Below are 25,270 nucleotides of genomic sequence, written 5' to 3'. Positions count from 1 at the left end.
TCTGTGTCTGCACTTTCTCTGTCTCGTCAGGTCGCAGGGGTCGCGGGGGTCGTGACCGTCCAGCCGCCAGCCGGCACGGATTCCGTGCCGTCCGCGGCCAGGGCGGTCACCCAGTAGAAGGACGTCGTGCCTCGCGGGGCGCCGGTGTCGTAGTACTCGGTGACATCGCTGCCGAGGTCCGCGACCTTTTCGTACGCTCCGGTGGCGGGGTTCCAGCGGTGGACGCGGTACCCGGTCGTCTCCTGGGCATCAGAGCTCCAGGACCAGCCGAGGTGGTTGCCCTCGTCGCCCTGAGCGCCCGTCGCCGTCAGCTCCAGCGGGGAGCCCTCGGGTGTGGCCACGCTCGGCCGCATGTCGAACTCGGTGGCCAGTACGACGTTGCCCTCACCCGTCCACCTGAAGGTGGAGTTGCCGAAGTCGTCGACGGCGTCGACGAGGAAGCAGCGCTCCTCGCCGTCCAGGAGGCCCGTGTGCCAGTACCCGCCCCCGGTGGTGGTGTACGTGAACGAGGTCCTGTCACCGGACAGGTACTCCTCGGCCACGCTCGCGTAGCAATTCTCCGAGCCGTCCTCGTCGATGTCGGCCATCACGCCCTGATAGAGCCGGTACCAGGTGAGGTCCTCGGCCGGGTTCGCGTCCCAGTCCAGCTCGAAGCCGTACTCGGTCGGGGTGACGGTCAGGCCGGTGACGGCGGGCGGCGGGACGTCGTCCTGGAGGCGGCCCGACACGGCCTCGGAGCGCGCGGACTCGTTGCCCGCCGCGTCGACGGCCGTGACCACGTAGAAGTACCCCGCGCGCTCCACGGCGGAGGCGTCCCGGTACGTGAGCTCGGTGGTGCCGCCGAGCTTCGTGTAGGTGCCGGGCACGTACTTGGCGCTCTGGTACACCTCGGGCGCCCGGTACACCACGTACGACACCGCGCCCTCGACCGCGCTCCAGCCGAACCGCATCCCCTCCGACTCCGACGAGCTGATGAGGGCCACGTCCTGGGGCACGCCCGGGGCGACCCGGTCGACGGTGGTCACGGCCATGTCCGCCGTACCGGCCGACTCGTTGCCCGCCTTGTCGTACGCGCGGACCTCGTAGAAGTAATTCGCGCCCGTGACCGGGAGGGTGGTGTCCGTGTACGTCGTGGCGGTGGTCGTCGCCAGGGGGGTGCCGCCGAACGAACTCCCGTTCAGGCGGCGGTAGATGCGGTAGCCCGCGAGGTCCATCTCGTTGTTCTTCGCCCAGGTGAGCTTCGCCTTGCCCGTTGTCTTGTCGTACGTGACGGTCGGGGCTGTCGGAGCGAGGGGCTTGACCTTGTCCACCGACGCCGAAGTCCGGGGCGTGTAGGCGAAGTTGACGTTCGCGTTGCCCGTCAGGTTGGCGTAGTCGATGCGCAGGGTGTGTTTGCCGGAGGGGATGGTGAGGTTGACGGTCTTCTTCGCCGTCGACGTCACGTTCTTCCAGACGTTGACCTTGACCTTGCCGTCGAGGTAGACGCGGATGCCGTCCTGCGCGGCGGCGGTGAGGGTGAAGGGGCCGCCGGAGCCGAAGTCCCTCGTCACCGTCCAGCGCACCCCGAAGTTGTCCTTCGGGAGGCCGGTGGCGGGGGCCTTCGCGCCCCAGTTCTCGGCGACGGCGGCGTCGCAGTCCGTCCGCTTCGGCGTGCCGGAGAAGGTGGTGTTCGCGAAGAACTGCCGTTTGTAGACAGGGGAGTTGCAGGTGGGAGTGGCCGCCGAGGCGGTCGGGGCCGCGACCGTGGTGAGCAGGCCACCCGCGATCGCGAGCACGAGAGCGCGGGAAGCGGCGGTAGTCATGGGTGCCGGCCGGTTCACTCGGCTGCCTCCGGGTCCGCCGCGGGCTCCGTCACCGTCACGTACGAGAACTCCTCGCCGGTGTCGAACCGGGAGTTGCCGTACGAGTCGACGGCGAGCACGGCCCAGCGGACGGTCACGCCCAGGGGGTAGTAGATCTCATGGCTGTAGCCGACGAGGGGTTGGTCGGTTCCGGGCTGGCGGAGGCTGTAGTCGCGGGTCCACTGCTCGTACTGCCAGACGCCGTCGATCAGGACACCGCGGTAGACGTTGTAGTACTCGACGTCGTCCTCCGGGCTGCGGTCCCAGACCAGATCGATGTCGGTGCCGTTCATGGCCCCGCGAAGCCCGGTCACCGGCGCCGGGGCGAGGCCCGTGGCCGGTGCGGTGGCGGTGACCGGGGCCGAGGCGACGGACTCGTTGTCGATGTCCGCGGCGGTCACCGCGTACGTGTATGTGACGCCCTGCTGTACGCGGATGTCGGCGTACGAGGTCCGGCTCGGTCCCACCTCGCCGACGAACCGGCCGTCGCGGTAGATCCGATACTTGCTCAGGTCCGACGAACTCGGCCCGGTGGGCGCCTTCCACGTCAGCGCGATCCCGGTTGCCGTCGTCGTGGCGGTCAGGCCGGTGGGCGCCGAGGGCGCGAAGTCGCCGCGCTCCACCCCGACGGACGCCGACCGGGCGGACTGGTTGCCGGCCTTGTCGACCGCTGTGACCCAGTAGCTGTAGGACTGGCGCTCGTTCACCTTGACATCGGTCCAGGCGGTGGACGTCACCGTCGCCACCTTCACCGGGCCGTCGCCGTACTGCCAGTGCCGGTGGACGACGTAACTCGCCGCGCCGGGTACGGGGTTCCAGGACACCGTGATCCCGGGCTGCTCGTCATTCGCCGTGACGCCGGAGGGGATCGCGGGGGCTGTCCTGTCGAGAGTGGTCACGGGCTTGTCGGCGGTGCCGACGGACTCGTTGCCCGCCCTGTCGACCGCGCGGACCTCGTAGAAGTACGTGTCGCCGGTCGCGGGCGTGGCGTCGGTGTACGTCACCGCCGTCGTGGTCGGCAGGCGCTTCCACGCGTCGCTGTCCTTGAGCCGGCGGTACACGCGGTAACCGGCGAGGTCCATCTCCTTGTTCCTCGTCCACTTGACGGTCGTCTTCCGCGTTCCCTTGTCGTAGGTCGTCGAGACGGCGGCCGGGGTGAGCGGCGCGATCTTGTCTACCGTCGCCGAAGTCCGGGGCGTGTAGGCGAAGTTGACGTTCGCGTTGCCCGTCCAGGACGCGTAGTCGACGCGCAGGGTGTGCTTGCCGGACGGGACGGTGAGGTTGACGGTCTTCTTCGCCGTCGACGTCACGTTCTTCCAGACGTTGACCTTGACCTTGCCGTCGAGGTAGACGCGGATGCCGTCCTGCGCGGCGGCGGTGAAGGTGAACGGCCCGCCGGAGCCGAAGTCCCGGGTCACCGTCCAGCGCACCCCGAAGTTGTCCTTCGGGAGGCCGGTGGCCGGGGCTTTCGCGCCCCAGTTCTCGGCGATGGCGGCGTCACAGTCGGTCCTCTTCGGCGTGCCGGAGAAGGCGGTGTTCGCGAAGAACTGCCGTTTGTAGACGGGCGAAGTGCACGTCGTCGCGGCGGAGGCGGCCGGGGCTGTGGTGCTGAGCAGGGTGCCGGCGGTGGCGAGCACGAGGGCGGTGGTGGCTGCCTGCGTCGTGCGTCTGGCTGGGTTCAATGCGGTCGGTCCTTCGAGTCCTGATCGTCAACGGCGAGAAATGGGCCGTTGACGATCAGGACTCGTGAGGATGTGGATTGGTTGTATGCCTATTGTGATTATTTTTGATTTCTGAGCTGTCTGATGCCGGTGGGACTCAGCCCACCCTGAACTGCACCGTCGCCGCCGCCCCCGTCCGGCCCCCGTAGTAGTCCACCGTCCGCACCTCGAACGTGTACGTGCCCGAAGCGGGCGGTGTCCACGTCACCGTCGGGTCCGGTGTCCTCGTGTAGGCCGTGTCGCCGCTGAACCTGTACTCGTAGCCCCAGATCAGACGGTCCGAAGGCGGAGTCAGGGTCACCTTGAGCGGGGTCCCCGAACCGCCATGCGCCACGCAGTCGTTCGCCGTGCACTGCGTGTACGGGGCGGACAGTGCGATCGTCGGCGGTGCCGGCGCGGTCGGTGTCGCCGGGGTCGCCCGGTTCACCGTGACCAGTCCCGTGGGGGCCGACTCGTTGCCGTACTGGTCGTTCACGGTCACGTAGTACTGGGCGGGGCCGGCCGGGGCCGCGGTGTCGTCGAAGACCAGTGACGTGTAGTCGTCCTCGCTCAGCCTCGTCCACGCCTCCGACGTACCGACCCGGCGGTAGATCCGGTAGCCGTACCGGGTGCTGTCGGTCGAGTAGTCCCAGGTGAGTTGGGTGCCGCTGTCGCGCGGCGTGGCCGTCAGTCCCGTGGGCGTCGCCGACTCGCCCGGGGCGGGCCGGGTCGCCGTGACCGTCTCCGACACCGGCGAGATGTTCCCGTACGCGTCGACCGCCTGGACGCGGTACGTGACCGCCGCGCCCACCTCCGCCACCGCGTCGTTGTACGACGTCCCCGTCACGATGTCCGGGCCGTCCGGGTCGGACGACTGGCCGGCCGGGACCGCCCACACCTGGTAGTGCTCCACGTCCGCCGAGGACGCCTGCCAGCGGACCGCGTTGCCCGCCGTGGTGCCCTTCGCCTGCAGACCCGTGACCTGGTCGGGCGCGGTGGTGTCCGGCTCGCCGGGGTCGGCGGTCGCGGACGCGACGGACTCGTTGCCGAGCTTGTCGACGGCCGTGATCCGGTAGTACGCGCGCTGCTTGATGTCCGCTGTCACGTCCGTGTAGGAGGTGCCGGCGAGCGAGTCGGCGATCCGCGTGTACGGGCCCTCCGGCGCGCTCGCGCGGTGGACGCTGTACGAGGACGCGTCGTGGACCGCGTTCCAGTCGAGCCGCAGCGTGGACGCCCCCACGGTCACCTTGACCCCGGTGACCTGCGCCGGCCCGGTCTTGTCGACCGTCGTCACGCTCACGTCCGCGCTGCCCGCCGACAGGTTGCCGGCCTTGTCGCGGGCGCGGACCTCGTAGGCGTACGTCTCGCCGGTCTTCGGGACCGAGGCGTCCGTGTACGTCGTGGCCGTGGTCGTTGCGAGGGGGGTGCTGCCGAACTGGGTGCCCTTCAGGGCGCGGTAGACGCGATACCCCGCGAGGTCCATCTCCCTGTTCTTCGCCCAGGTGAGCTTCGCCTTGCCCGTCGTCTTGTCGTACGTGACCGTCGGCGCCGTCGGGGCCAGCGGCTTGACCTTGTCCACGGCCGCCGAAGTGCGGGGCGTGTAGGCGAACTTGATGTTCGCGTTGCCCGTCCAGGCCGCGTAGTCGACGCGCACGGTGTGCTTGCCGGACGGGATCGCGAGGTTCACCGTCTTGGTGCGGGTCGCCGTGACGTTCTTCCACAGGTCGATCCTGCGTACGCCGTCGACGTAGACGCGGATACCGTCCTGGGCCGCCGCCGACAGGGCGAAGGGGCCGCCCGAGCCGAAGTCGCGCGTCACCGTCCAGCGGACGGAGAAGTTGTCCTTCGGGAGGCCGGCCGCGGGGGCCTTGGCGCCCCAGTTCGAGTCGATCGCCGCGTCGCAGTCCGTCCGCTTCGCGGTGCCGGAGAAGGTCGCGTTGCCGAAGAACTGCCGCTTGAAGGCGGGGGATTCGCACGTCACCGGGGCCGCCGAGGCGGGTGCCGCCGCGACCGCGGTGAGCAGTCCGCCTGCGGTGGCGAGCACGACCGCGGTCGCGGAGGCGGCCCTCGCGGTCGCCCTGGCCGTCGTACATCTGGCTGAGATCATTCGGTCCTTCGCATCCGTCGTGTCCATCGTGCCCGTGTCGGGGACGGCGGAGTCGAGCTGTCAATGATCATGACTCGCGAGGAATGCACTTGGTTGTACCGGGCATCGGGTGGAGGGCGTGCGGCGGCTGTGCGGCGGCTGTTTGTGCAGACATTCGCCGCTTCTCCACAGGGCAGCGGAGCGTGATGTTGCCATCTCGTTAAGTAGTTCCGCTTGACGTCCGGGTGCTCGTCGACGTTGGCTTTCAGCCACATGGGTCGCACTGCTGCGTCCTCGTCCCCGAAACGCCTGAAGTGAGTCCCTCAATGCCCAGAACGCCCCGTATGCGTCGTATTTCCATAGCCGTGGCCGCCTCCACGGCGATGGTCTCCCTCGCCGCGGGTTGCGGAGTACTCGAGGCCGGCGGGGAGACCGCCGAGGCGACCCCGACCAAGGGCAACGACATCACGGTGGGGCTGTTGCTTCCGGAAACGGAGAACACCCGGTACGACAAGTTCGACTACCCGATCATCAAGAACAAGGTCGCGTCGCTCACCAACGGCCAGGGCCGGGTCGACTACGCCAACGCCGGGGCGGACGCCGACAAGCAGGCCGAGCAGCTCCAGAAGATGATCGACGACAAGGTCGACGTACTGCTCCTGGACGCCGTGGACGCGCACGCCATCGCGAGCGGGGTCAAGAAGGCCAAGGAAGCCGGGATTCCCGTCATCGCGTACGACAGGCTGGCCGAGGGTCCCATCGACGCGTACATCTCCTTCGACAACGAACTCGTCGGCGAGGTGCAGGGACGTTCCCTCCTGGAGGCCCTCGGCGGTGACGTCGACCCCGCCGCGAAGATCGTCATGATGAACGGGTCGGTGACCGACCCGAACGCCGCCCAGTTCAAGGAGGGCGCCCTCTCCGAGCTGGAGGGCAAGGTGACGATCGCGCAGTCCTTCGACACCAAGGACTGGAAGCCCGAGAACGCCAAGTCGAACATGACGAGGGCGATCGCCTCCATCGGCGAGGACAACATCGCCGGCGTCTACTCCGCCAACGACGGTATGGCGGGCGGCATCATCGAGGCCCTGGAGGCAGCCGGCGTCACCAAGCTGCCGCCGATCACCGGGCAGGACGCCGAACTGGCCGCCGTACAGCGGATCCTCTCCGGCGAGCAGTACATGAGCGTCTACAAGTCGTACCCGCAGGAGGCCGAGACGGCGGCCGAGATGGCCGTCGCCCGCATCCAGGGCCGCGACATCCAGTTCGACGCCCTCACCCGGGACAAGGTCGACAGCCCGACCGACAAGGACGTCCCGGCCCAGCTCGTGAGCGTCGTCGCCCTGACGAAGCTCAACATCAAGACCACGGTCATCGAGGACGGCATCTACAAGGTGTCCGACATCTGCACGGCCAAGTACGAGGACGAGTGCGAGGCCATCGGCCTGAAGTAGCGCCCTGGGGCAGCGAACTGTCCCAGGGCCACTGCCTCACGCCACCCGCGTGAACTCCACCGTCACCTCCGGCGGCCCCCCGGCCACGCCCCGGTACACGCCCTTGTGCGGTGTCACGTCGTCATAGTCACGCCCCCGGCCCACCACCACGTGGGACTCGTCGGCGCGTGTCCGGTTCGTCGGGTCGTAGCCGCACCAGTCGCCGGCCCAGTACTCGACCCAGGCGTGCGACTGCCCCTCCACCGGGCGGTGCAGCTCCGCCTCCCGCTCCGGGTGGAGGTAACCGGAGACATACCGGGTGGGCAGACCGATGCCCCGCAGCAGCGCGATCGTCACATGCGCGATGTCCTGACAGACGCCCGCGCCCTGCTCCCACGCCTCCGCCGCCGACGTGTTCACGCCCGTCGTACCGGGCAGATACGACACCCGGTCCGCGACCAGCGCCGACACCGCGGTCGCCGTCCCGTGCGGATCGAGGCCCGCCGCCACCTCCCGCGCCCGCTCGACCAACTCGGGCGGGACCGTCGTACGCGTGGTGGTCGTCGCGTACTCCAACAGGCGGGATTTCGCGGTCCGTTCGGCCACCTCGGCCCAGCTCGGCGCGGGGTCCAGGGGGCCCGGCGGGGCCGTCTCGACCAGGCTCTGGGCGGTGATCGTGAGGTCGGCGTGCGGGTCCATCAGGTCGAAACCGGTGACCTGCGTGCCCCAGTAGTCCCAGTACGACCAGGTCGGCGTCGTCGGGTTCACGGTGACCCGGGCGTCCAGCGTCGTCTGGCCGGGGAGCGTCAGCGGGGTCATCCGGACCTCGTTGTGCGAGGAGACCGCGGCCTGCGCGTACGCGACCCGGGTGACATGCCGGATACGGAGCCGGCGGGTCATCGGCGCGCTCGTCGACATGATGCTCGTCATACTGCTCGCGCTCCTTCCTGGGCCCACTCCACGGGCCCCTGGTACGGGAAGAACCTCTCGGCGACCGCCTCCGCCGAGGCCATGCAGGCAGCCTGCAAGTCCCGGAGGAGGGACGGGAGTTGGTCTTCCATGGCCTGCGAGTCCAGATACTCGAGTCTGGTCCGCAGCCGTCCGATCGGTCGGCGGGCCGGATCCTGGCGCGGACGGCCGAGCGCCGCGAGGCACTCCTCGGCCGTGGTGAGAGCGTGCAGCGCCGAACGCGGGAAGTCCCGGTCGAGCAGCAGGAATTCGGCCACTCTCGGGGTGTCGCCGAATCCGCCGTACACCCGCGCGTACGCCTCGTCGGCGCCGGACGCGCTCAGCAAGGTCGGCCAGTCCGGGGCATGCGCGGCGTCCAACACCCGTACCGACAACAGCCGTACGGTCATGTCCACCCGCTCAAGGCTCCGCCCAAGGACCACGAAACGCCAGCTGTCGTCGCGGCTCATGGTGGAGTCCGCGAGCCCGAAGAAGAGGGCCGCGCGACGCCGTACCAGCTCCAAGTAGGCGTACGGGCCCGTGCGTCGGGCCGCGAGCCGCTGGTCGGCGAGGGCGTGCCAGGTGGAGTTGAGGCACTCCCACATCTCCGACGACACCGCCTCGCGCGCACTGCGGGCGTTCAACCGGGCAGCCCCGAGAGCCCCCTCGATGGAACACGTCGAACGGGCGTCGAAGGCGAGCTGGTCCAACACCTGCTGCATGTCGACGGGTTGGCCGCCCGCGTCGACGCCGAGGATGGCGTACAGGGAGCGGCAGGCCGCGTCCTCGTCGCGCCAGGGGTCCTCCAACAGGCGGTGCAGATAGGCGTCCAGGATGCGGCCCGTGGCATCGGCCCGCTCCACGTAACGGCCCGTCCACGTCAGGGCCTCGGCTATCCGGGAAAGGATCACGTCGTTCACTGCTGCTGCGCCCCTTCCTGTACGAGGGTGAGGTTGCCGTCGGGGCCGTGCTGGCGCGGGGCGACCTCGGGGAGTGCGCCGGCCGGTTCGGGGTCCGGGCTCTCGGTGGGGCCCTCGGCGAGCACCCAGGTGTCCTTGGAGCCGCCGCCCTGGCTGGAGTTGACGATGAGGTTGCCCTCCTGGAGCGCGACGCGCGTGAGCCCGCCCGGCAGGACCCAGATGTCGCTGCCGTCGTTCACGGCGAACGGGCGCAGATCGATGTGGCGCGGCGCCATCCGCTCGCCGGCCAGGGTGGGGGAGGTGGAGAGGGCGACGGGCCGCTGGGCGATCCAACCGCGCGGATCGGCGGCCACCGCCCGCCGGCACTCCTCCAGGGTCTCCCGGTCGGCCTTCGGCCCGATGACGATGCCCTGGCCGCCGGCGCCGTCGACCGGCTTGATGACCAGCTGGTCGATCTGGTCGAGAACGGCCTCCAACTGCCCCGGCTCGTCGGGCCGGAACGACTCGACATTCGGAAGAATCGGTTCCTCAGAGAGGTAGTACCGGATCAGATCGGGTACGTACGTGTAGAGCAGCTTGTCGTCGGCGATGCCGTTCCCGACGGCATTGGCGAGGGTGACGGTCCCCGCCTGAGCGGCGCTCAGGATGCCCGGGCAGCCGATCACCGAATCGGGCCGGAAATGGAGCGGGTCGAGGAAGTCGTCGTCCAGCCGCCGGTATACGACATGGACGGGTACCTCACCGCGCGTGGTCCGCATCCACACCCGGTTGTTGCGGCACACCAGATCGTGTCCCTCGACCAGCTGCACGCCCATCAGCCGGGCCAGCAGGGCGTGTTCGAAGTAGGCGGCGTTGTTGGGCCCTGGGGTGAGGACCACCACCCGCGGATCACTCGCCCCGTCGGGCGCGGCGGCGCGCAGGGCGGCCAGCAGACGCTGCGCGTAGCCGTCGACGGGGACGACGTGCTGCTCGGCGAAGAGGGACGGGAAGATACGGGTCATCGCCCGCCGGTTCTCGATGACGTACGACACCCCGGACGGCACCCGGACGTTGTCCTCAAGGACCCGGAAGTCACCGGCCTCGTCGCGGACGAGATCGATGCCGGCGACATGGATGCGTACCCCGCCCGGTGGCTCGATGCCGTGGGCGGCCCGGTGGAAGTGGTCCGAGCCGAGCAGCAGCCGCCAGGGTACGACCCCGTCCTCGAAGGCCCGGCAGGGCCCGTAGGCGTCCGCGAGATAGGCCTCCAGGGCCCGCACCCGCTGGGCGACCCCGCGCTGGATGAGGTCCCACTCCAGCGCGTCGAGGATCCTCGGTACGAGGTCCAGCGGCCAGGGTCTCTCCTCGCCCGCGAAGGCGTAGGTCACCCCGCGGTCGGTGAAGGCCCGGGCCATCTGGTCGGCGCGGAAGCGCAGTTCGGTCGGTTCGATGGGCTGGAGCGCCGCCAGTACCGGCTCATAGGCGGTCCTGACCTCACCCGGCCGCACAAACATCTCGTCCCACGCGTCGGCCAACGCGTATGCGTCAAATATGTCCGCCATGGCCTGACGGTAGGGGCGGGACGTAACGGGACGATCTCTGAGTGGTTTCCGGCAGTTTGCGCGAATGGTGTGGTACGCGCTTTCTCCCGGGTTTGCGGCGCGCGGTTCGGGGCAGCCTGATGCCCCGGCCGGATGGGGGCACCCTGCCGGGGCGGCTTCGGACGTTCCCCCGTGCACCCGTAGGCGCCCCCGTTACGTCCATGGGAAGCGCCTTCCACAATGCCCTCACGAACAACGCCCCACCACCGTCAGCTTGTTGCAGGGACACGGGCGGAGGAGGGGCGAAAGTCGGACATAGTAGGGGGATCGGGGGCGCGTGACGGGCGGAGCCGTGTTGCGGACCACGTCCGGGCCGCGCATAGTTGCGCTGCAAACAGGGCTGGACGCAGGGGTGGGATGGGCGATGGCCGGGCACGGGACGGACGAGCATCCACACGGTGCTGACCGACTGTGCGAGGCCGGGGATCGCGTGTATTCCCGGGCCGTACGGCGGGGCCGTGTGCGGCGCCTCGACGCGGAGGCGGTGCCGTGCCTGCTCGAGCTGGCGCTGCTGCACCCCGACCCCGACGACATGGCCTGGCTGGTGCCGACCTCCCCGCAGGAGGTCATGACCCGGCTGCTGCGCGGTGTCTACGACGAGGTCAGTGTGAGCCAGCGGCGCGTGGGCTCGGCGGTGGCGGCGTTCGAGTGGTACGCGGCCCTGGGCGAGCAGATCCAGTCCCCGGGCGCCGGCGAGGGCACCGCCCTGCGCGTCCTGGACGGTCTCGCCCGTATCCAGGCCGCAATGGACGAGGCGACGGACGCGTGCACGACCGAGGTGCTGACCGTGCAGCCCGGCGGCATCCGCCGCGAGTACGAACTCTCGGAGGGCCTGCACCGGGCACTCGAACTCCGCCGGCGCGGAGTGCGGATGCGGGACCTCTACAACCATGTGGCGCGGCACGGCCAGGGCCTGCTCAACTACCTCGAATTGATGGGCGACACGGTCCAGGCCCGCACGCTCGACGAGGTGGTCGAGCGGCTGATCCTCTTCGACCGCACGGTGGCCTTCATCCCGGCGAACGCGGAGCGGACGGTCGCCCTGGAGATCCGCCACCCGGCGTTGGTCCAGTACCTGGTCACGGTCTTCGACCGTCTGTGGCGCCTCGCCGTCCCGCTGACGGCTCCGCTCCCCGACACGGGCATCGAGGGCATCTCGCACCGGGAGCGCTCGATCGCCGCCCTCCTCGCCGAGGGCCACCAGGACGCGGTCGTCGCGGAACGGCTGGGCATCAGCGTACGAACGTGCCGGGCGCACATCGCCCGCCTCTCGGAGACGCTGGGGGCGGCGAGCCGGACGCAGCTGGGGGTGCGGATCGCACAGACGGGGCTGGACGGGCCGCCGGGGGCGCCGGGTCTGGGGGACCCGGGCGGCGCCCTCAGCCTTCCCGGGCCGGCGGCTGAGCCTGGTTCGACTCCGGGTCCGGCTCCTGCTTGTGCTCCAGAATCCCCGACTGTCCTATGAGGTAGCCGAGTTGGGCGCGGCTTTCGCTGCCGAGGGTGGCGGCGAGTTTGGCGATGTGGACGCGGGCGGTACGGACGTTCATACCGAGGCGGGCGGCGATGACGGCGTCGGTGTGGCCTTCGACGAGGAGGGCGGCGATGGCTTGTTGGCGGGGGGTGATGCCGTTGCGGGACGGGGGCTGGACCGCCTCGGGGTACATGGGGGTGGCCAGGCGCCACAGGCGGTCGAAGGTGGTGGCGAGGTAGTTCACGAGGACCGGGTGGCGGACTTCCAGGGCGAGGGTGCGGTCCTTGCTGGCGGGGATGAAGGCAACGGTTCGGTCGACGACGATGAGCCGGTCGGTGACCTCGTCGAGGGTGCGTGCCTCGGCATCGCCCCTCAGCTGTTCGTAGCGGGCGCGGATGGCGGGGGAGTGGCGGAACGTGTGCTGGTAAAGGGTGCGGATGCACGCGCCCCGGTCGAGGAGGGCCTGGTCGCGTTCCAGGGCGGTCAGAGTCGTGATGGGGCGGCCCGAGTAGGGCTGGATGGCGAGAAGTTCGCTGGAGGCGTCCGCCAGGGTCTGGGCGATGACCAGGTTGATCCGGTCGAAGCCGCTGAGAATGCCGATCATGGGTGTGTCGGTCGCTGTGTCCGGGATGTCGGCGCGCATGAGCGGTTCGAACAGTTCGGCCAGCCGTGCCTCGCTCTGTCGCCGCCTGGCGATGTCCTCCGAGCTTTCGCGCAACAGCCGGGGAAGGGCCACCGCGGGGGCCAGTGGACGCAGTCGGCGCACGTCTTCGAGGTCGGGCTGGAGCAGCCCGAAGTCGATCAGGCAGGGGGTGGCAGCGGTCTCGTCCGCCGATATGTGGCCCTCGCGCAGCGCGCGGACGTACAGGCTCATGCCCGCCTCGCACAGTCTCTCGGCCCCGTGCGGGTGCACATCGGCCACTGGTGACTCCTCCCGTCCTAGCGTTCCTGGTCCAGGAGCCCGGACTGCGCGATGAGATAGCCGAGCTGGGCGCGGCTGCCGCTGCCCAGGGCGGTGGCCAGCTTGGCGATGTGGGCTCGGCACGTGCGGACGTTCATACCGAGGCGGCGGGCGATGGCCTCGTCGACGTGGCCTTCGATGAGCAGTTTGGCGATGGAGTGCTGGATGTCGGTGATGCCGTCGGGGTCGGTCTCGTAGGGAGCGCCGGCGCTCAGGGGGACCGCGCGTCCCCACATGAACTCGAAGACCTTCACCAGATAGCGGACGAGCCCCGTGTGACGGATCTCCAGGGCCACCTGGCGGTCGTCACGGATGGGGATGAAGGCCACGGTTTCGTCGCAGATGATGAGGCGCTCGACGAGTTCGTCGATGGTGCGGTACTCGGCTTTACCGTCCGTGAACTGGTCCACGTAGGCGAGTCGCTCGGGGCTGTAGCGGGCTGTGTGCTGGTAGAGGGTCCGGATCCGCACTCCGCGGTCGCTCATCGGCCGGTCTCGGTCCAGTGCCTCCACGAGCCGGTTCTCGGAGCTGCGGTGGCCGCTGGGCTGGATGGTGAGCATCTCGACCTGGCACTGGGCGGTGGCCAGGTCGAGTGCCGAGTTGATGCGGTCGAGGCCTTCCAGCACCGTGATCGAGTGGGTCGGGGTGGCTTCCTGGGCGCTCAGGGCCATGAACGGCTCGAAGAGCTCGGAGAGCGCGATCGACTGGCGTCGCTGCTCGGCGATCTCGCGTTCCAGTGGATTGAGCCGCTGGGCCAGCGCGACCGACGGCGGAACCGGACGCAACCAGTTGGCGTCATCGGGGTCGGGCTGAAGGAGGGCGAACTCCATCAGGCAGGGAGCGGGCTCGACGTCCGCCCGCAGGATGCGTCCCGTACGCAGGGCGTTTGAATAAAGGCGGGTTCCCTCCACACACAGTTCGGTCACCGCATGGGGATGTGTCGCCTTAGTCCCATTTGCTACCAAATCTCCACCCCCCAGGGTCCTGAACATGCAGGAACATGATGCACCGATCGTGTGGCCATGACGTGCCTGAATAAGCCATCGTCTTATCAGACGGGGGAAGAAGGGGACCTTCAAGTGAGGACGAAGCCGACTATGCGTAACAGAATGCTTCGCTCGGTGCTTGTCGCCGCCTTCTCCGCCGTTGTGGCCTTCGGAACAGTGGCCGGCCTCTCCGGTGTGAGTAGCGACGCACACAAGGCGGACGGCGTCCAGTATGTGGCCGACGAGGCTGTGAGTGACGCGACGACCACTCCCGCGGACAGCAAGTGGGACTGAGTGTGATGACAACCCCACCCGACGACCGCTCGTTCCGCCGCGAAATGGCCACAGCCTACCGCTCCGGCTGGCACTTCATCGACCTGGTCACCGCCGTCCCCCACAGCGGTGACTCGCTGATGGTGACCGTGTTCGGAGAGCCGGTTGTCGTGACGCGGGACGACGACGAGGACGTACGGGCGTACCGGTGTCTGCGGCGGCCTCGGGGGGCGCCGCAGCCCGTACGGTGTGCCATCCGGTACGGAATGATCTTTGTGAACCTGGATCAGCGCGACCACCGGCTGGACCACCCCGACATCCCGGATATCCCCGATATCCAGGACGTACAGACCATCTCAGCCACCCCCCGCAGTGCCTGACGCGATTCCCCCGTCGCAGTAGATCGCTCAGGTGCTTCCCCCCGCAGCGGCGTCACCGTGACCTGAACACGGTGACGCCGCTGCAGTTTTACGGGAAATGTTCGGGTTTAGCGGCATCTCGCCCCGGGTATGGCAAGCGCTCGCTTGGCTGAAAGTGATCGTTACCGCGCTTCCCGCTCGGTGATCTCGGCCGTCCATCCGTCATGAGGATGGGCGGCTTTTCGGTCTGTCCGCCCTCCGGCCCCACCTTGAGTGGAATAGACTCAACTTTGTGTACGTTGGCTGTGTCAGTCATGCAGGGAGAGCCGTGGAGAGGAGACAGCGACCGTGGACGCCGAGCTGACCAACAGGAGCCGGGACGCGATCAACGCGGCCAGCAGCAAGGCCGTGTCCGGAGGTCACGCGGATCTGACCCCGGCGCATCTGCTGCTGGCGCTGCTCAGCGGCCAGGACAACGAGAACATCACCGACCTGCTGGCCGCCGTCGAGGCCGACCAGGCCGCCGTACGCTCGGGCGCCGAACGCGTACTGGCCTCGCTGCCGAGCGTGACCGGCGCGACTGTCGCACCCCCACAACCCAACCGGGAACTTCTCGCGGTCATCGCCGATGCGGCCGAACGGGCGAAGGAGCTGGGCGACGAGTACCTCTCCACCGAGCATCTCCTCATCGGCATCGCCGCGAAGGGCGGCGCCGCCGGGGACGTACTCTCCCAGCAGGGCGCCGGCGCGAAGAAGCTGCTGGACGCGTTCCAGAAGAGCAGGGGAGGGCGTCGCGTGACCACAGCCGACCCCGAGGGCCAGTACAAGGCCCTGGAGAAGTTCGGTACGGACTTCACGGCCGCCGCGCGGGAGGGCAAGCTCGACCCGGTCATCGGCCGCGACCAGGAGATCCGCCGGGTCGTCCAGGTGCTCAGCCGTCGTACGAAGAACAATCCCGTCCTCATCGGTGAGCCCGGCGTCGGCAAGACCGCCGTCGTCGAGGGCCTCGCCCAGCGCATCGTCAAGGGCGACGTGCCCGAGTCCCTGAAGAACAAGCGCCTCGTCGCCCTCGACCTGGGCGCGATGGTCGCCGGGGCGAAGTACCGCGGTGAGTTCGAGGAGCGCCTGAAGACGGTCCTCGCGGAGATCAAGGACTCCGACGGCCAGATCATCACCTTCATCGACGAACTCCACACGGTCGTCGGCGCGGGCGCCGGCGGCGACTCCTCGATGGACGCCGGCAACATGCTGAAGCCGATGCTGGCGCGCGGCGAACTGCGCATGGTCGGCGCGACGACCCTCGACGAGTACCGCGAACGCATCGAGAAGGACCCGGCGTTGGAGCGCCGCTTCCAGCAGGTACTGGTGGCGGAGCCGAGCGTCGAGGACACGATCGCCATCCTGCGCGGCCTCAAGGGCCGTTACGAGGCCCACCACAAGGTCGTCATCGCCGACAGCGCGCTGGTCGCCGCCGCCACCCTCTCCGACCGGTACATCACCTCCCGCTTCCTCCCCGACAAGGCGATCGACCTGGTGGATGAAGCGGCTTCCCGACTCCGCATGGAGATCGACTCCTCCCCCCTCGAGATCGACGAACTCCAGCGCGCCGTCGACCGGTTGAAGATGGAGGAACTCGCGCTGGAGAAGGAGACCGACCCGGCCTCGCGCGAGCGCCTGGAACGGCTGCGCCGCGATCTCGCCGACAAGGAGGAGGAGTTGCGCGGTCTGACGGCCCGTTGGGAGAAGGAGAAGCAGTCCCTCAACCGGGTCGGCGAGCTGAAGGAGAAGCTCGACGAACTCCGCGGCCAGGCCGAACGGGCCCAGCGCGACGGCGACTTCGACACCGCCTCCAAGCTCCTCTACGGCGAGATCCCCACCCTGGAACGGGACTTGGAGGAAGCCTCGGAGGAAGAGGAGGAGGCCTCCAAGGACACCATGGTCAAGGAGGAGGTCGGCCCCGACGACATCGCGGACGTGGTCGGCGCCTGGACCGGCATCCCGGCCGGCCGCCTTCTGGAGGGCGAGACCCAGAAACTCCTGCGCATGGAGGAGGAGTTGGGCCGTCGGCTCATCGGCCAGTCGGAGGCGGTACAGGCGGTGTCGGACGCGGTGCGGAGGACGAGGGCGGGCATCGCGGACCCGGATCGTCCCACGGGTTCCTTCCTCTTCCTGGGCCCCACGGGCGTAGGAAAAACAGAACTGGCGAAGGCCCTGGCCGACTTCCTCTTCGACGACGAGCGGGCGATGGTCCGCATCGACATGTCGGAGTACGGCGAGAAGCACAGCGTGGCGAGGCTGGTCGGCGCGCCTCCCGGCTACGTCGGATACGAGGAGGGTGGCCAGCTGACCGAGGCGGTGCGCCGCCGCCCGTACAGCGTGGTGCTCCTGGACGAGGTCGAGAAGGCCCACCCGGAGGTCTTCGACATCCTGCTCCAGGTACTCGACGACGGCCGCCTCACGGACGGCCAGGGCCGCACGGTCGACTTCCGCAACACGATCCTGATCCTGACGTCGAACCTGGGCAGCCAGTTCCTGGTCGAGCCGCTGACGTCGGAGGAGGAGAAGAAGCAGCAGGTGCTGGAGGTGGTCCGGGTCTCCTTCAAGCCGGAGTTCCTGAACCGCCTGGACGACCTGGTGGTCTTCTCCGCGCTGAACAGGGCGGAACTGGAGCGCATCGCGGGCCTCCAGATCGGCCGCCTCGCCAAGCGCCTGGCCGACCGCCGCCTGACCCTGGACGTCACCCCGGCCGCCCTGGCCTGGCTCGCCGACGAGGGCAACGACCCCGCGTACGGCGCCCGCCCCCTCCGCCGCCTGATCCAGACGGCCATCGGCGACCGCCTCGCCAAGGAGATCCTGGCGGGCGAGGTCAAGGACGGGGACACGGTACGGGTGGACGCGTTCGGGGAGGGGTTGATCGTGGGGCCGGCGACCGGGGAAACGGGACCCGGCGTGAGCGGAAAGACGCTCTGAGCTGAATTTCGCCAACCATCGGTGAACCGTCGGGGGCGGGGGTTGCCACCCCCCGCCCCGGATGGGAGAGGATGGCGGAATCCGTACGAAGGGAAATTCACGGTGACCATCGACCCGTCCTCGATTCCTAACTTCGGGGGCCAGCCCGAGCCGCAGCCGCAAGGTCCGGCGGGCCCCGTCGTCCCGGATCAGGACCTTGTGAAGCAGCTCCTCGAACAGATGGAGCTGAAGTACGTCGTCGACGACGAGGGTGACCTCGCGGCGCCGTGGGAGCAGTTCCGTACGTACTTCATGTTCCGCGGTGAGGGTGACCAGCAGGTCTTCTCGGTGCGGACGTTCTACGACCGGCCCCACCAGATCGAGGAGAAGCCCCTGCTTCTGGAGTCGATCGACGACTGGAACCGGCGGACCCTGTGGCCCAAGGTGTACAGCCACACCCACGACGACGGCACCGTGCGCCTGATCGGCGAGGCGCAGATGCTGATCGGGACGGGCGTCAGCCTGGAGCACTTCGTGTCGTCGACGGTGAGCTGGGTGCGGGCCGCGATCGAGTTCGACAAGTGGCTCGTCGAGCAGCTCGGCCTTGAGCAGGAGATCGACGAGGCGGAGAAGCCCGAGGACGACGAAGAGTAGTCGTTTGCGCTTGTACGCGAAGGAGCCCGGCCGCGGTGGCCGGGCTCTCGCCGTTTCCGGGTGGGATTGTCTCGCCCGCCGCCCCTACCCGTCCCATCCCTGGGGGCTGCGTCCCCAGACCCCCCTGTCGCGCTGACGCGCTCGTCCTCAAACGCCGGACGGGCTGACTACGCCAGGTGCTTCAGGCGGGCCACCGCCTCCTCCAGTACCGATGTCCGCTTGCAGAACGCGAACCGTACGAACGGGGCGCCCTCCTCGCGGTGGTCGTAGAAGACCGCGTTCGGGATGGCCACCACTCCCGCCCTTTCCGGCAGGGCTCGGCAGAAGGTGAAGCCGTCGCCGTCTTCGGACAGCACAGCGCCCAGGGGGCGGATGTCCGTGGTGATGAAGTACGTGCCCGCGGGGGTGAAGACCTCGAAGCCCGCCTCCCTCAGGCCCGCCGACAGCAGGTCCCTCTTCTCCCGCATGTCCTCGCGGAAAGCGGTGAAGTAGCTGTCCGGGAGGCTCAGCGCCTCCGCCACCGCGTACTGGAACGGGCCCGCCGACACATACGTCAGGAACTGCTTCGCCGAGCGGACCGCTGTCACCAGGTCCGGGGTCGATGTGACCCAGCCCACCTTCCATCCGGTGAACGAAAACGTCTTCCCGGCGCTCCCGATAGAGACCGTTCGTTCGCGCATGCCCGGGAAGGAGGCCAGCGGCAGATGGCCGGCGTCGTCGAAGACCAGGTGCTCGTACACCTCGTCGGTGACCACCAGCAGGTCGCGTTCGACAGCGAGGTGGGCGATCTCCGTGAGTTCTTCGCGGGTCAGGACCGTGCCCGTCGGGTTGTGCGGGGTGTTGATCAGGAGGAGGCGCGTGCGGGGGGTGACGGCTGCTCGGAGTTCGTCCAGGTCCAGGCGGAACGAGCCTTCGTGGGGGCGCAGTGTGACCGGTACCCGCGCGGCGCCCGCCATCGCGATGCACGCCGCGTAGGAGTCGTAGTAGGGCTCCAGGGCGATCACCTCGTCGCCCGGCTCCAGCAGCGCCAGCAGGGTCGCCGCGATCGCCTCCGTCGCGCCCGCCGTCACCAGGACCTCGCGGTCGGGGTCGTACGACAGTCCGTACCGGCGCTCCTGGTGCGCCGCGATCGCCGTGCGCAGCTCGGGGATGCCGGGGCCCGGCGGGTACTGGTTGCCGCGGCCGTCGCGCAGTGCCCGTACGGCCGCCTCGCGGATCTCCTCCGGACCGTCGGTGTCCGGGAAGCCCTGGCCGAGGTTGATCGAGCCGGTGGCGACGGCGAGCGCCGACATCTCGGCGAAGATCGTCGTCCCGAACTCGGCGAGCCGGCGATTGAGGAGGGGGCGTGCGCTGCTGGTCATGGTCGTCATCCTGCGCCGAAGCTCTGAACTTCCTCAACTCTGCTTTGGCAGATGAGACAGGCGGGCATCCCCACGTCACGCAAGACGGCGAGGCGCCCACGGGGGGCCGCCTCGGGGGAACGAAAGGAGGGTGACGCCATGGCCGTGGCCATCATCGCCCTTGTCATGCTGGCGAGCCTGTTCATCGTCGTGACCGTGACGGTCCGGGCCGCCCGGCTCCGTCAGCGCAGGAGCAGGAACAGCTGGTGGGCCGGCGGAGCGGCGGGCTCCAGCGGCTCCGGGCACTCCGGGAGCAGTACGTCATGCGGCACGGGTTCCTCCTGCGGAGGGGGCTCGTCCTGCGGCGGTGGGTCGTCCTGCGGGGGAGGCGGCGGGGGCGGATGCGGCGGAGGCAGCTGACACGGGGCAGCTGAGCTCCGGAACGGGGAACCGCATCCGGACCGCGGGGGGAGCGCCCGCCGGGAGGACGATCGTATTCGTCGTCCCGGCGGGCGCTCGTACGTTCGTGACGTGCCCCCCCGTCACCCCGCTCGCGGGGGTTGTTCGCACGCTCGGGCGTACGCCGTAGTTGAACAGTTGAGCTGTGGAGCCCTCTGAGGGATGGAAAGCCCACGAAGTTGGGTAAAAACGCTGTGACGGCGCCACCGTTCATGATTCCCTCTAAATCACCAACACAGCCCCTCGGACGTCCCTTGCCCCTGGATGTTCCTCATGACTGGGCTGATCTCCCGGTGTCGACCCGTGTCGACCGGAGCGCGCCGGACCCCACGCCTTGCTCATCCACACCTCCCTTTGCGTGCTAGCGGAGCCGATCCATGCTCACGACCCTGAACACCGCCTACACCGACACGCGCGCGGCCGACCTCGCCTGGACCCTGGGCCGGGAACCGCTGCCCGCCCTCGCCACCCTCGACCTAGAACTCGCGGACGCGAAGCTCCAGTTGAGACTCCTCGGCGCCTCCCACCAGGTGCTTCTGGAGGAGGAACAGGGCATCTGTTCGGAGACGGTCGCGTGCATCCCGGGTTCCAGCACCCCTCTCCCGCTCGGCGTGGCCAAGCGGGTCGGCGACTGGGAGTACGAATTCGCGGCGAGAGTGGAGGTCCTGTCGCCGGGGTCGTTCGCCGGGCGCGCCCAGGAGCTGCTGGCCCTGGTCGCCGACCATCCGAACGGCCTGGCCGGTGTCTTCCCCGGCAGCCCGCACGCCTTCACCGCGATGCTGGCCCAGCGGCACGAGGGGCAGGTCCACTGGCGGACCTGGCACGCCTATCCGCAGGACGGGCAGCTGGTGGCGACCAGGACGCGGGTCGGGGTGCGGGTGACGGCGGCTCTGTGAGGGATCGTGAGAGGCCCGGGTGGGCTTCACATCAACTTCCTCCGCGTAAACAAGGACCACACGTGTGGGTGACGAAGCGCACGCGGAGTGTGACGTAGCGTTCCCAGCGTGATCGAACCGCACGTGCCGGCCCCGCCGGGCAGCCCCCCGCCCTGGGGTGCTCCCGCGCGGCTGCCCGTCCGGCCCGGCACCGGCCGGTTCCTGGTCCTCGCCTGCGTCTTCGTCTGTGCGGCCTGCGGACTGGTGTACGAACTGGAACTCGTCGCGCTCGCCTCGTACTTGATCGGCGACTCGGTCACCCAGGCCTCCGTCGTGCTCTCCGTGATGGTGTTCGCGATGGGCATCGGCTCGCTCGCCGCGAAACGCCTGCGCTGCCGGGCCGCCGCAGGCTTCGGCGCGGTCGAGGCGGCGCTCGCGCTGGTCGGCGGCTGCAGCGCGATGGCCCTGTACGCGGTGTTCGCGTGGACCGGCGACTGGGGCGGCCTGTGGGCGCACGGCCCCCGCGTCCTTCTGGTCACCTTCTCCCTCGCCATCGGCCTGCTGATCGGCGCCGAGGTGCCGCTGCTGATGGAGCTGATCCAGCGCATCCGCCGCCAGGACGCGGGCGGCGCGGTCGCCGACCTGTTCGCCGCGGACTACGTGGGTGCCCTGGTCGGAGGGCTCGCTTTTCCCTTCCTCCTCCTCCCCTGGCTGGGGCAGCTCACCGGCGCGCTGCTCACCGGCACCGTCAACGCGCTGGTCGGCGGCGCCCTCGTCCTCGGCCTGTTCCGGCGGGACCTCACCCGGCGCGGACGCTGGCTGCTGGTGGTGGCCAACGTGACCGTGATCGGGCTGCTGGCCGCCGCGGCCGTACTCGTCGACGACTTCGAACGGGCCGCCCGGCAGGCGGTGTACGGCAACGACGTACGAGTGGCGCTGCGGACGGACGTACAGGAGGTGGTCCTCACCGGTGGCACGGACGGCCGTCCGCTGGACCTCTTCCTGGACGGGCGGCTGCGGGTCAGCGGGCGTGACGAGCGGCGCTACCACGAGGCGCTCGTCCATCCCGCGATGAACGGGCCGCACGCGCGCGTGCTCGTCCTCGGCGGCGGCGACGGGCTGGCGGCGCGGGAGGTGTTGCGGTACCCGGGCGTACGGCGGGTGGACGTCGTCGAACTCGACGCGGGGGTGGTGCGGCTGGCGCGCACGGACCCTGCCCTCGCCGCCCTGAACGCGCACGCGTTCGACGATCCGCGCGTGCACGTGACCACGGCGGACGCCTTCCGGCTGCTGCGGGGGGCGCGGGCCGCGTACGACGTGGTCGTCTCGGATCTGCCCGATCCGGGGATCACGGCGAGTACGAAGCTGTACTCGCAGGAGTTCTACGGGCTGGCGCGCCAGGTGCTGACCGACGGGGGCCGGCTGGTCGTGCACGGCGGGCCGGTCGAGTCCCGGCCGCACGTCTTCTGGACCGTCGAGGCGACCGTCCGGGCGGCGGGGCTGCGTACGGTGCCGTACCGCGTGGGCGGGCGGGACGCGGGCTTCGCGGCGGGGCCGGACCGTACGGCGTCGGGGGCGGCGCGGGCGCCGCACGACTGGGGGTTCGTGCTGGCCACGGCCGAGGGGGCGGCGCCCCGGCTGAGGGTGGGTGGGGGCGGTGGGCCTCGGCTGCGGACGCTCGGTCAGGCGGGGCTGGAGGCGGATGCGCGGGCTGCGGAGCGGATGCGGGTGGTGGGGGTGCGGGCTTCGACGTTGGTGCATCCGCGGTACTGATCGTGGCGGTGGCGGTGGCGGTGGCGGTGGCGGTGGCGCTGGTGGTGGTGGTCGCGGTGGCGCTGGCGGTCTGGCGGTGGCGGTGTCGGCGGTGGTCGCGCTGGTGATGGTGGTCGCGGTCGCGGTCGCGGTGGCCGCGGTGGTGGCGGTGGTCACGGCGGTTGGGCGTGGGGCCGCGTGGGTGTGGATCTCGGGGCAATCCCTGGATGCGCGGGTGCGGGTCCGGTCGTGCTGGGTACGCTCGGCTGTTATGGAGCATGAGGTGTTCGTTCCGGTTCCGGCAGAGCGGCTGAGGGACGTGCTCGCCGACCCCGCGCGCATCGCCCGGGCGGTGCCCGGACTCCAGCAGGACGCGGGCACCGAGCCCGCCGTCTCCGGGGTCGCGGGGCGGCTGAAGGTGCGGGTCGGGGGCCACACGATCACGTATCGCGGGTCGTTGCGGGTCTCTGCCGTGGATGTGGACGCGTACGTGGTGGAGGGCGATGCCGTCGAGGTGCGGGGCGGTGGGGCGGTGAAGCTCGCGCTGACGTTGCGCGTGCGGGGTGTTGAGGGTGGTTCGGCGTTGGTGTTCGGGGGGACGGTGACCGCCGACGGGCGGGTGTCCGAGCTTCCGGCGGATGCTGTTGCCGCTGCGGGGGTGCGGTTGGTGCGGCGGTTCGGGGAGAACCTGGGGGAGGTCGCGGGGGAGGGCTCCGAGGAGGCCGAGGAGTCTGCGGCTGCGGTGCCTACGGTCGTTGTGGACGTCGAGGTTTCCGACGCCGATCTTTCTGATGGGCCTGATGAGTCCGATCAGCCTGATGCGCTCGACGACGATGTTCTCGACGAGGGGGAGCCGGTTTCCGAGGGGTTCGTGGATGCGGGGGAGCCGCCGGCGGAGGCGGCTCATGCGCGGCGGACGATGATCGGGCGTAGTGCGGAGGAGGTCGATCATGCGCCTCCTCGGGGGCGGTATGCGCCTGTGCCGCCGCCTGAGCAGGTGTCGGGGAGTGTGACGTTGCGGTGGGCTGCGCCGGCTGCGGCGTTGGTGGTGGCGTCGGTGATCGTGGCGGGGCGGGTTTTGCGGAGGCGGCGGTGATCGGTGGGGTTTGTTTCGCCCCCGCCGCCCTTACCCGTTCCCATCCTCGGGGGCTCCGCCCCCGAACCCCCTTGTCCTCAAACGCCGGACGGGCTGGGAGGACAAGGCCGTCCAGGCCGACAGCGGGGGCGAGGAAGTCGGTAGGGTCGGTGCGTGAGTAGCGATGACATTACGTTGGCCGCGGGTGACGCGGAGGTGACCCTGCAGCCGGGGAACGGCGGGCGGGTCGGCGGACTGCGGGTCGGCGGCGTCGAACTGCTGCGCCAGGGCGAGCGGTTCGGGTGCTTTCCGATGGTCCCGTGGTGCGGGCGCATCCGGGACGGCCGGTTCCTCGACGGCGGCACCGTACGCCAACTCCCCCTCAACTCCCCACCGCACGCCATCCACGGCACCGTCCGCGACGGCGCCTGGCGCGTAGCCCGCAGGACCGCCGACGAGGCCGTCATCACGTACGACCTCGTGGAGCCCTGGCCCTACGCAGGGCGCGTCTCGCAGGTCGTCTCGCTGACCCCGGGCAGTCTCACCCTCACCATGTCCGTGGAGACGTACGCCGATTCCTTTCCCGCGCAGATCGGCTGGCACCCCTGGTTCAACCGGAACCTCGGGGGTGAGGACGTCGAGGTGGACTTTGCGGCCGCCTGGCAGGAGAAGCGCGGGGACGATCACCTGCCCACCGGGAAGCGGATCGATCCGAAGCCCGGGCCCTGGGACGACTGCTTCGGGATGCCCGGCGGTGTCGACGTCACCCTCACCTGGCCGCAGCTGCTGGAGCTGAAAGTGACCAGCCCCGAGGAATGGGTCGTCGTGTACGACGAGCAGGACGCCGCCGTGTGTGTGGAGCCGCAGACCGGGCCGCCCAACGGGCTCAACACCCTCCCGCGGCTCGTCACGCCCATCGAGCCCCTGGAGGCCGCCATGACCTGGACCTGGCGCAGCCTCTGAGCCCGTCTAGGCTGGCTGCCATGAGTGACGTACGCGGCGCGCTGCTGCAGCAGATCAAGGACAAGGCCGTGGTGCACGGCAAGGTGACCCTGTCTTCGGGGATCGAGGCCGACTACTACATCGACCTCCGTCTGATCACCCTCGACGGCGAGGCCGCGCCGCTGGTTGGGCAGGTGCTGCTCGATCTGGCGGCGGAGGCGGGGTTGGAGTTCGACGCCGTGGGTGGGTTGACCATGGGTGCCGACCCCGTCGGGACGGCCATGCTGCACGCCGCCGCCGCTCGCGGACAGCGTCTCGACTCGTTCGTCGTGCGGAAGGCCGCCAAGGCGCACGGGATGCAGAAGCGGGTGGAAGGGCCGAGCATCGCGGGGCGGCGGGTTCTCGTCGTCGAGGACACGTCCACCACCGGTGACTCGCCGCTCACCGCCGTGGCCGCCGTGCGCGAGGCCGGCGCCGAGGTGGTGGGCGTGGCGACCATCGTCGACCGGGCGACCGGGGCCGCCGAGAAGATCGCGGACGGGGCCGGGGTCCCGTACCTCTTCGCGTACTCGAAGAGCGACCTCGGACTGGACTGACCACCTGGCAGGACATCTGGTGGGAAACGTCTGGAAAGATGGGGGCGACGATGACGTCGCTTCCCAGGTC

The 25,270-nt window shown here is 69.7% G+C and carries 20 protein-coding genes; 11 read left to right on the top strand and 9 right to left on the bottom strand.

The genetic code is table 11. The features are described 5' to 3' along the window. Positions 1-26 precede the first annotated feature (26 nt). From LUX31_RS20500 to LUX31_RS20490, 3 genes are all read right to left on the bottom strand, one after another. Complete coding sequence (locus LUX31_RS20500; protein ID WP_235476244.1) at positions 27-1,802, bottom strand: fibronectin type III domain-containing protein; 1,776 nt, start codon at positions 1,800-1,802, stop codon at positions 27-29. A 14-nt stretch (positions 1,803-1,816) separates the two neighbouring features. Then, positions 1,817-3,523 (bottom strand): fibronectin type III domain-containing protein, encoded by a 1,707-nt coding sequence (locus tag LUX31_RS20495; RefSeq protein ID WP_235476243.1) that lies wholly within the window; start codon positions 3,521-3,523, stop codon positions 1,817-1,819. 136 nt (positions 3,524-3,659) lie between these two features. Continuing rightward, complete coding sequence (locus tag LUX31_RS20490; RefSeq protein WP_235476242.1) at positions 3,660-5,648, bottom strand: PA14 domain-containing protein; 1,989 nt, start codon at positions 5,646-5,648, stop codon at positions 3,660-3,662. A 323-nt stretch (positions 5,649-5,971) separates the two neighbouring features. On the opposite strand from LUX31_RS20490, the gene LUX31_RS20485 reads away from it, so the two are divergent. Further along, the gene (locus LUX31_RS20485) at positions 5,972-7,081 is read left to right on the top strand and encodes a sugar ABC transporter substrate-binding protein (RefSeq protein WP_235476241.1); all 1,110 of its coding nucleotides are present in this window, start codon (positions 5,972-5,974) and stop codon (positions 7,079-7,081) included. 36 nt (positions 7,082-7,117) lie between these two features. Here the strand turns inward: LUX31_RS20485 and LUX31_RS20480 are convergent, their stop codons facing one another. The 3 genes from LUX31_RS20480 to LUX31_RS20470 are packed head-to-tail and all read right to left on the bottom strand — an operon-like array spanning position 7,118 to position 10,469. Then, positions 7,118-7,960, bottom strand: a complete 843-nt coding sequence (locus LUX31_RS20480) for a transglutaminase family protein (RefSeq protein ID WP_235479988.1) — start codon at positions 7,958-7,960, stop codon at positions 7,118-7,120. 26 nt (positions 7,961-7,986) lie between these two features. Then, the gene (locus tag LUX31_RS20475) at positions 7,987-8,928 is read right to left on the bottom strand and encodes an alpha-E domain-containing protein (RefSeq protein WP_235476240.1); all 942 of its coding nucleotides are present in this window, start codon (positions 8,926-8,928) and stop codon (positions 7,987-7,989) included. Next, entirely contained in the window at positions 8,925-10,469 is a 1,545-nt protein-coding gene (locus LUX31_RS20470; protein WP_235476239.1) for a circularly permuted type 2 ATP-grasp protein, read from the bottom strand. The genes LUX31_RS20475 and LUX31_RS20470 overlap by 4 nt, the downstream gene beginning before the upstream one ends. 403 nt (positions 10,470-10,872) lie before the next feature. Between LUX31_RS20470 and LUX31_RS20465 the strand changes: the two genes are divergently transcribed. After that, complete coding sequence (locus LUX31_RS20465; RefSeq protein WP_235476238.1) at positions 10,873-11,973, top strand: helix-turn-helix transcriptional regulator; 1,101 nt, start codon at positions 10,873-10,875, stop codon at positions 11,971-11,973. Here the strand turns inward: LUX31_RS20465 and LUX31_RS20460 are convergent. Both LUX31_RS20460 and LUX31_RS20455 read right to left on the bottom strand, forming a co-directional pair. Further along, positions 11,888-12,901 (bottom strand): helix-turn-helix transcriptional regulator, encoded by a 1,014-nt coding sequence (locus LUX31_RS20460; protein ID WP_235476237.1) that lies wholly within the window; start codon positions 12,899-12,901, stop codon positions 11,888-11,890. The two genes, LUX31_RS20465 and LUX31_RS20460, sit on opposite strands and share 86 nt — an antisense overlap. 17 nt (positions 12,902-12,918) lie before the next feature. After that, entirely contained in the window at positions 12,919-13,932 is a 1,014-nt protein-coding gene (locus LUX31_RS20455; protein WP_235476236.1) for a helix-turn-helix transcriptional regulator, read from the bottom strand. Positions 13,933-14,019: 87 nt separating this feature from the next. Here LUX31_RS20455 and LUX31_RS20450 point away from each other — a divergent pair, with 87 nt between their 5' ends. The 4 genes from LUX31_RS20450 (at position 14,020) to LUX31_RS20435 (ending at position 18,161) form a co-directional block, all read left to right on the top strand. Beyond that, the gene (locus LUX31_RS20450) at positions 14,020-14,220 is read left to right on the top strand and encodes a hypothetical protein (protein WP_235480202.1); all 201 of its coding nucleotides are present in this window, start codon (positions 14,020-14,022) and stop codon (positions 14,218-14,220) included. A gap of 5 nt (positions 14,221-14,225) precedes the next feature. After that, positions 14,226-14,579, top strand: coding sequence for a hypothetical protein (locus LUX31_RS20445; protein ID WP_235476235.1), 354 nt, complete (start codon positions 14,226-14,228; stop codon positions 14,577-14,579). 327 nt (positions 14,580-14,906) lie between these two features. Continuing rightward, positions 14,907-17,528 carry an ATP-dependent chaperone ClpB gene (gene clpB / locus LUX31_RS20440; RefSeq protein ID WP_235476234.1) on the top strand — a complete coding sequence of 874 codons (2,622 nt, stop codon included), beginning with the start codon at positions 14,907-14,909 and terminating at the stop codon, positions 17,526-17,528. Between the two features lie 102 nt (positions 17,529-17,630). Continuing rightward, on the top strand, positions 17,631-18,161 hold the full coding sequence (locus LUX31_RS20435) for a YbjN domain-containing protein (RefSeq protein WP_235476233.1): 531 nt from the start codon (positions 17,631-17,633) through the stop codon (positions 18,159-18,161). Positions 18,162-18,328: 167 nt separating this feature from the next. Here the strand turns inward: LUX31_RS20435 and LUX31_RS20430 are convergent, their stop codons facing one another. Then, positions 18,329-19,531, bottom strand: coding sequence for a pyridoxal phosphate-dependent aminotransferase (locus LUX31_RS20430; protein ID WP_235476232.1), 1,203 nt, complete (start codon positions 19,529-19,531; stop codon positions 18,329-18,331). An 806-nt stretch (positions 19,532-20,337) separates the two neighbouring features. Between LUX31_RS20430 and LUX31_RS20425 the strand changes: the two genes are divergently transcribed. The 5 genes from LUX31_RS20425 to pyrE all read left to right on the top strand — a co-directional run bounded on the left by LUX31_RS20425 (position 20,338) and on the right by pyrE (position 25,200). Next, positions 20,338-20,856: a DUF2617 family protein gene (locus tag LUX31_RS20425; protein ID WP_235476231.1), complete on the top strand. Its 519-nt coding sequence runs from the start codon at positions 20,338-20,340 to the stop codon at positions 20,854-20,856. Positions 20,857-20,964: 108 nt separating this feature from the next. Next, positions 20,965-22,608 carry a polyamine aminopropyltransferase gene (locus LUX31_RS20420; RefSeq protein WP_235476230.1) on the top strand — a complete coding sequence of 548 codons (1,644 nt, stop codon included), beginning with the start codon at positions 20,965-20,967 and terminating at the stop codon, positions 22,606-22,608. A 250-nt stretch (positions 22,609-22,858) separates the two neighbouring features. Further along, on the top strand, positions 22,859-23,683 hold the full coding sequence (locus LUX31_RS20415; protein ID WP_235476229.1) for an SRPBCC family protein: 825 nt from the start codon (positions 22,859-22,861) through the stop codon (positions 23,681-23,683). Between the two features lie 153 nt (positions 23,684-23,836). Then, entirely contained in the window at positions 23,837-24,625 is a 789-nt protein-coding gene (locus tag LUX31_RS20410; protein WP_235476228.1) for an aldose epimerase family protein, read from the top strand. Between the two features lie 20 nt (positions 24,626-24,645). Then, positions 24,646-25,200, top strand: coding sequence for an orotate phosphoribosyltransferase (pyrE, locus tag LUX31_RS20405; protein WP_235476227.1), 555 nt, complete (start codon positions 24,646-24,648; stop codon positions 25,198-25,200). Positions 25,201-25,270 lie beyond the last annotated feature (70 nt).

Origin of the sequence: Streptomyces sp. GQFP, from assembly GCF_021545335.1 — a bacterium.
Classification (GTDB): Bacteria; Actinomycetota; Actinomycetes; order Streptomycetales; family Streptomycetaceae; genus Streptomyces.
This window is presented reverse-complemented; position numbering and strand designations above follow the sequence as displayed.

Coding starts and splice junctions, on each gene's coding strand:
- LUX31_RS20465 (WP_235476238.1), top strand. CDS start 10,873: ATGGCCGGGCACGGGACGGACGAGCATCCACACGGTGCTGACCGACTG.
- LUX31_RS20480 (WP_235479988.1), bottom strand. CDS start 7,960: ATGACCCGCCGGCTCCGTATCCGGCATGTCACCCGGGTCGCGTACGCG.
- LUX31_RS20415 (WP_235476229.1), top strand. CDS start 22,859: ATGGAGCATGAGGTGTTCGTTCCGGTTCCGGCAGAGCGGCTGAGGGAC.
- LUX31_RS20455 (WP_235476236.1), bottom strand. CDS start 13,932: ATGTTCAGGACCCTGGGGGGTGGAGATTTGGTAGCAAATGGGACTAAG.
- LUX31_RS20485 (WP_235476241.1), top strand. CDS start 5,972: ATGCGTCGTATTTCCATAGCCGTGGCCGCCTCCACGGCGATGGTCTCC.
- LUX31_RS20445 (WP_235476235.1), top strand. CDS start 14,226: ATGACAACCCCACCCGACGACCGCTCGTTCCGCCGCGAAATGGCCACA.
- pyrE (WP_235476227.1), top strand. CDS start 24,646: ATGAGTGACGTACGCGGCGCGCTGCTGCAGCAGATCAAGGACAAGGCC.
- LUX31_RS20425 (WP_235476231.1), top strand. CDS start 20,338: ATGCTCACGACCCTGAACACCGCCTACACCGACACGCGCGCGGCCGAC.
- LUX31_RS20470 (WP_235476239.1), bottom strand. CDS start 10,469: ATGGCGGACATATTTGACGCATACGCGTTGGCCGACGCGTGGGACGAG.
- LUX31_RS20490 (WP_235476242.1), bottom strand. CDS start 5,648: ATGATCTCAGCCAGATGTACGACGGCCAGGGCGACCGCGAGGGCCGCC.
- LUX31_RS20430 (WP_235476232.1), bottom strand. CDS start 19,531: ATGACGACCATGACCAGCAGCGCACGCCCCCTCCTCAATCGCCGGCTC.
- LUX31_RS20500 (WP_235476244.1), bottom strand. CDS start 1,802: ATGACTACCGCCGCTTCCCGCGCTCTCGTGCTCGCGATCGCGGGTGGC.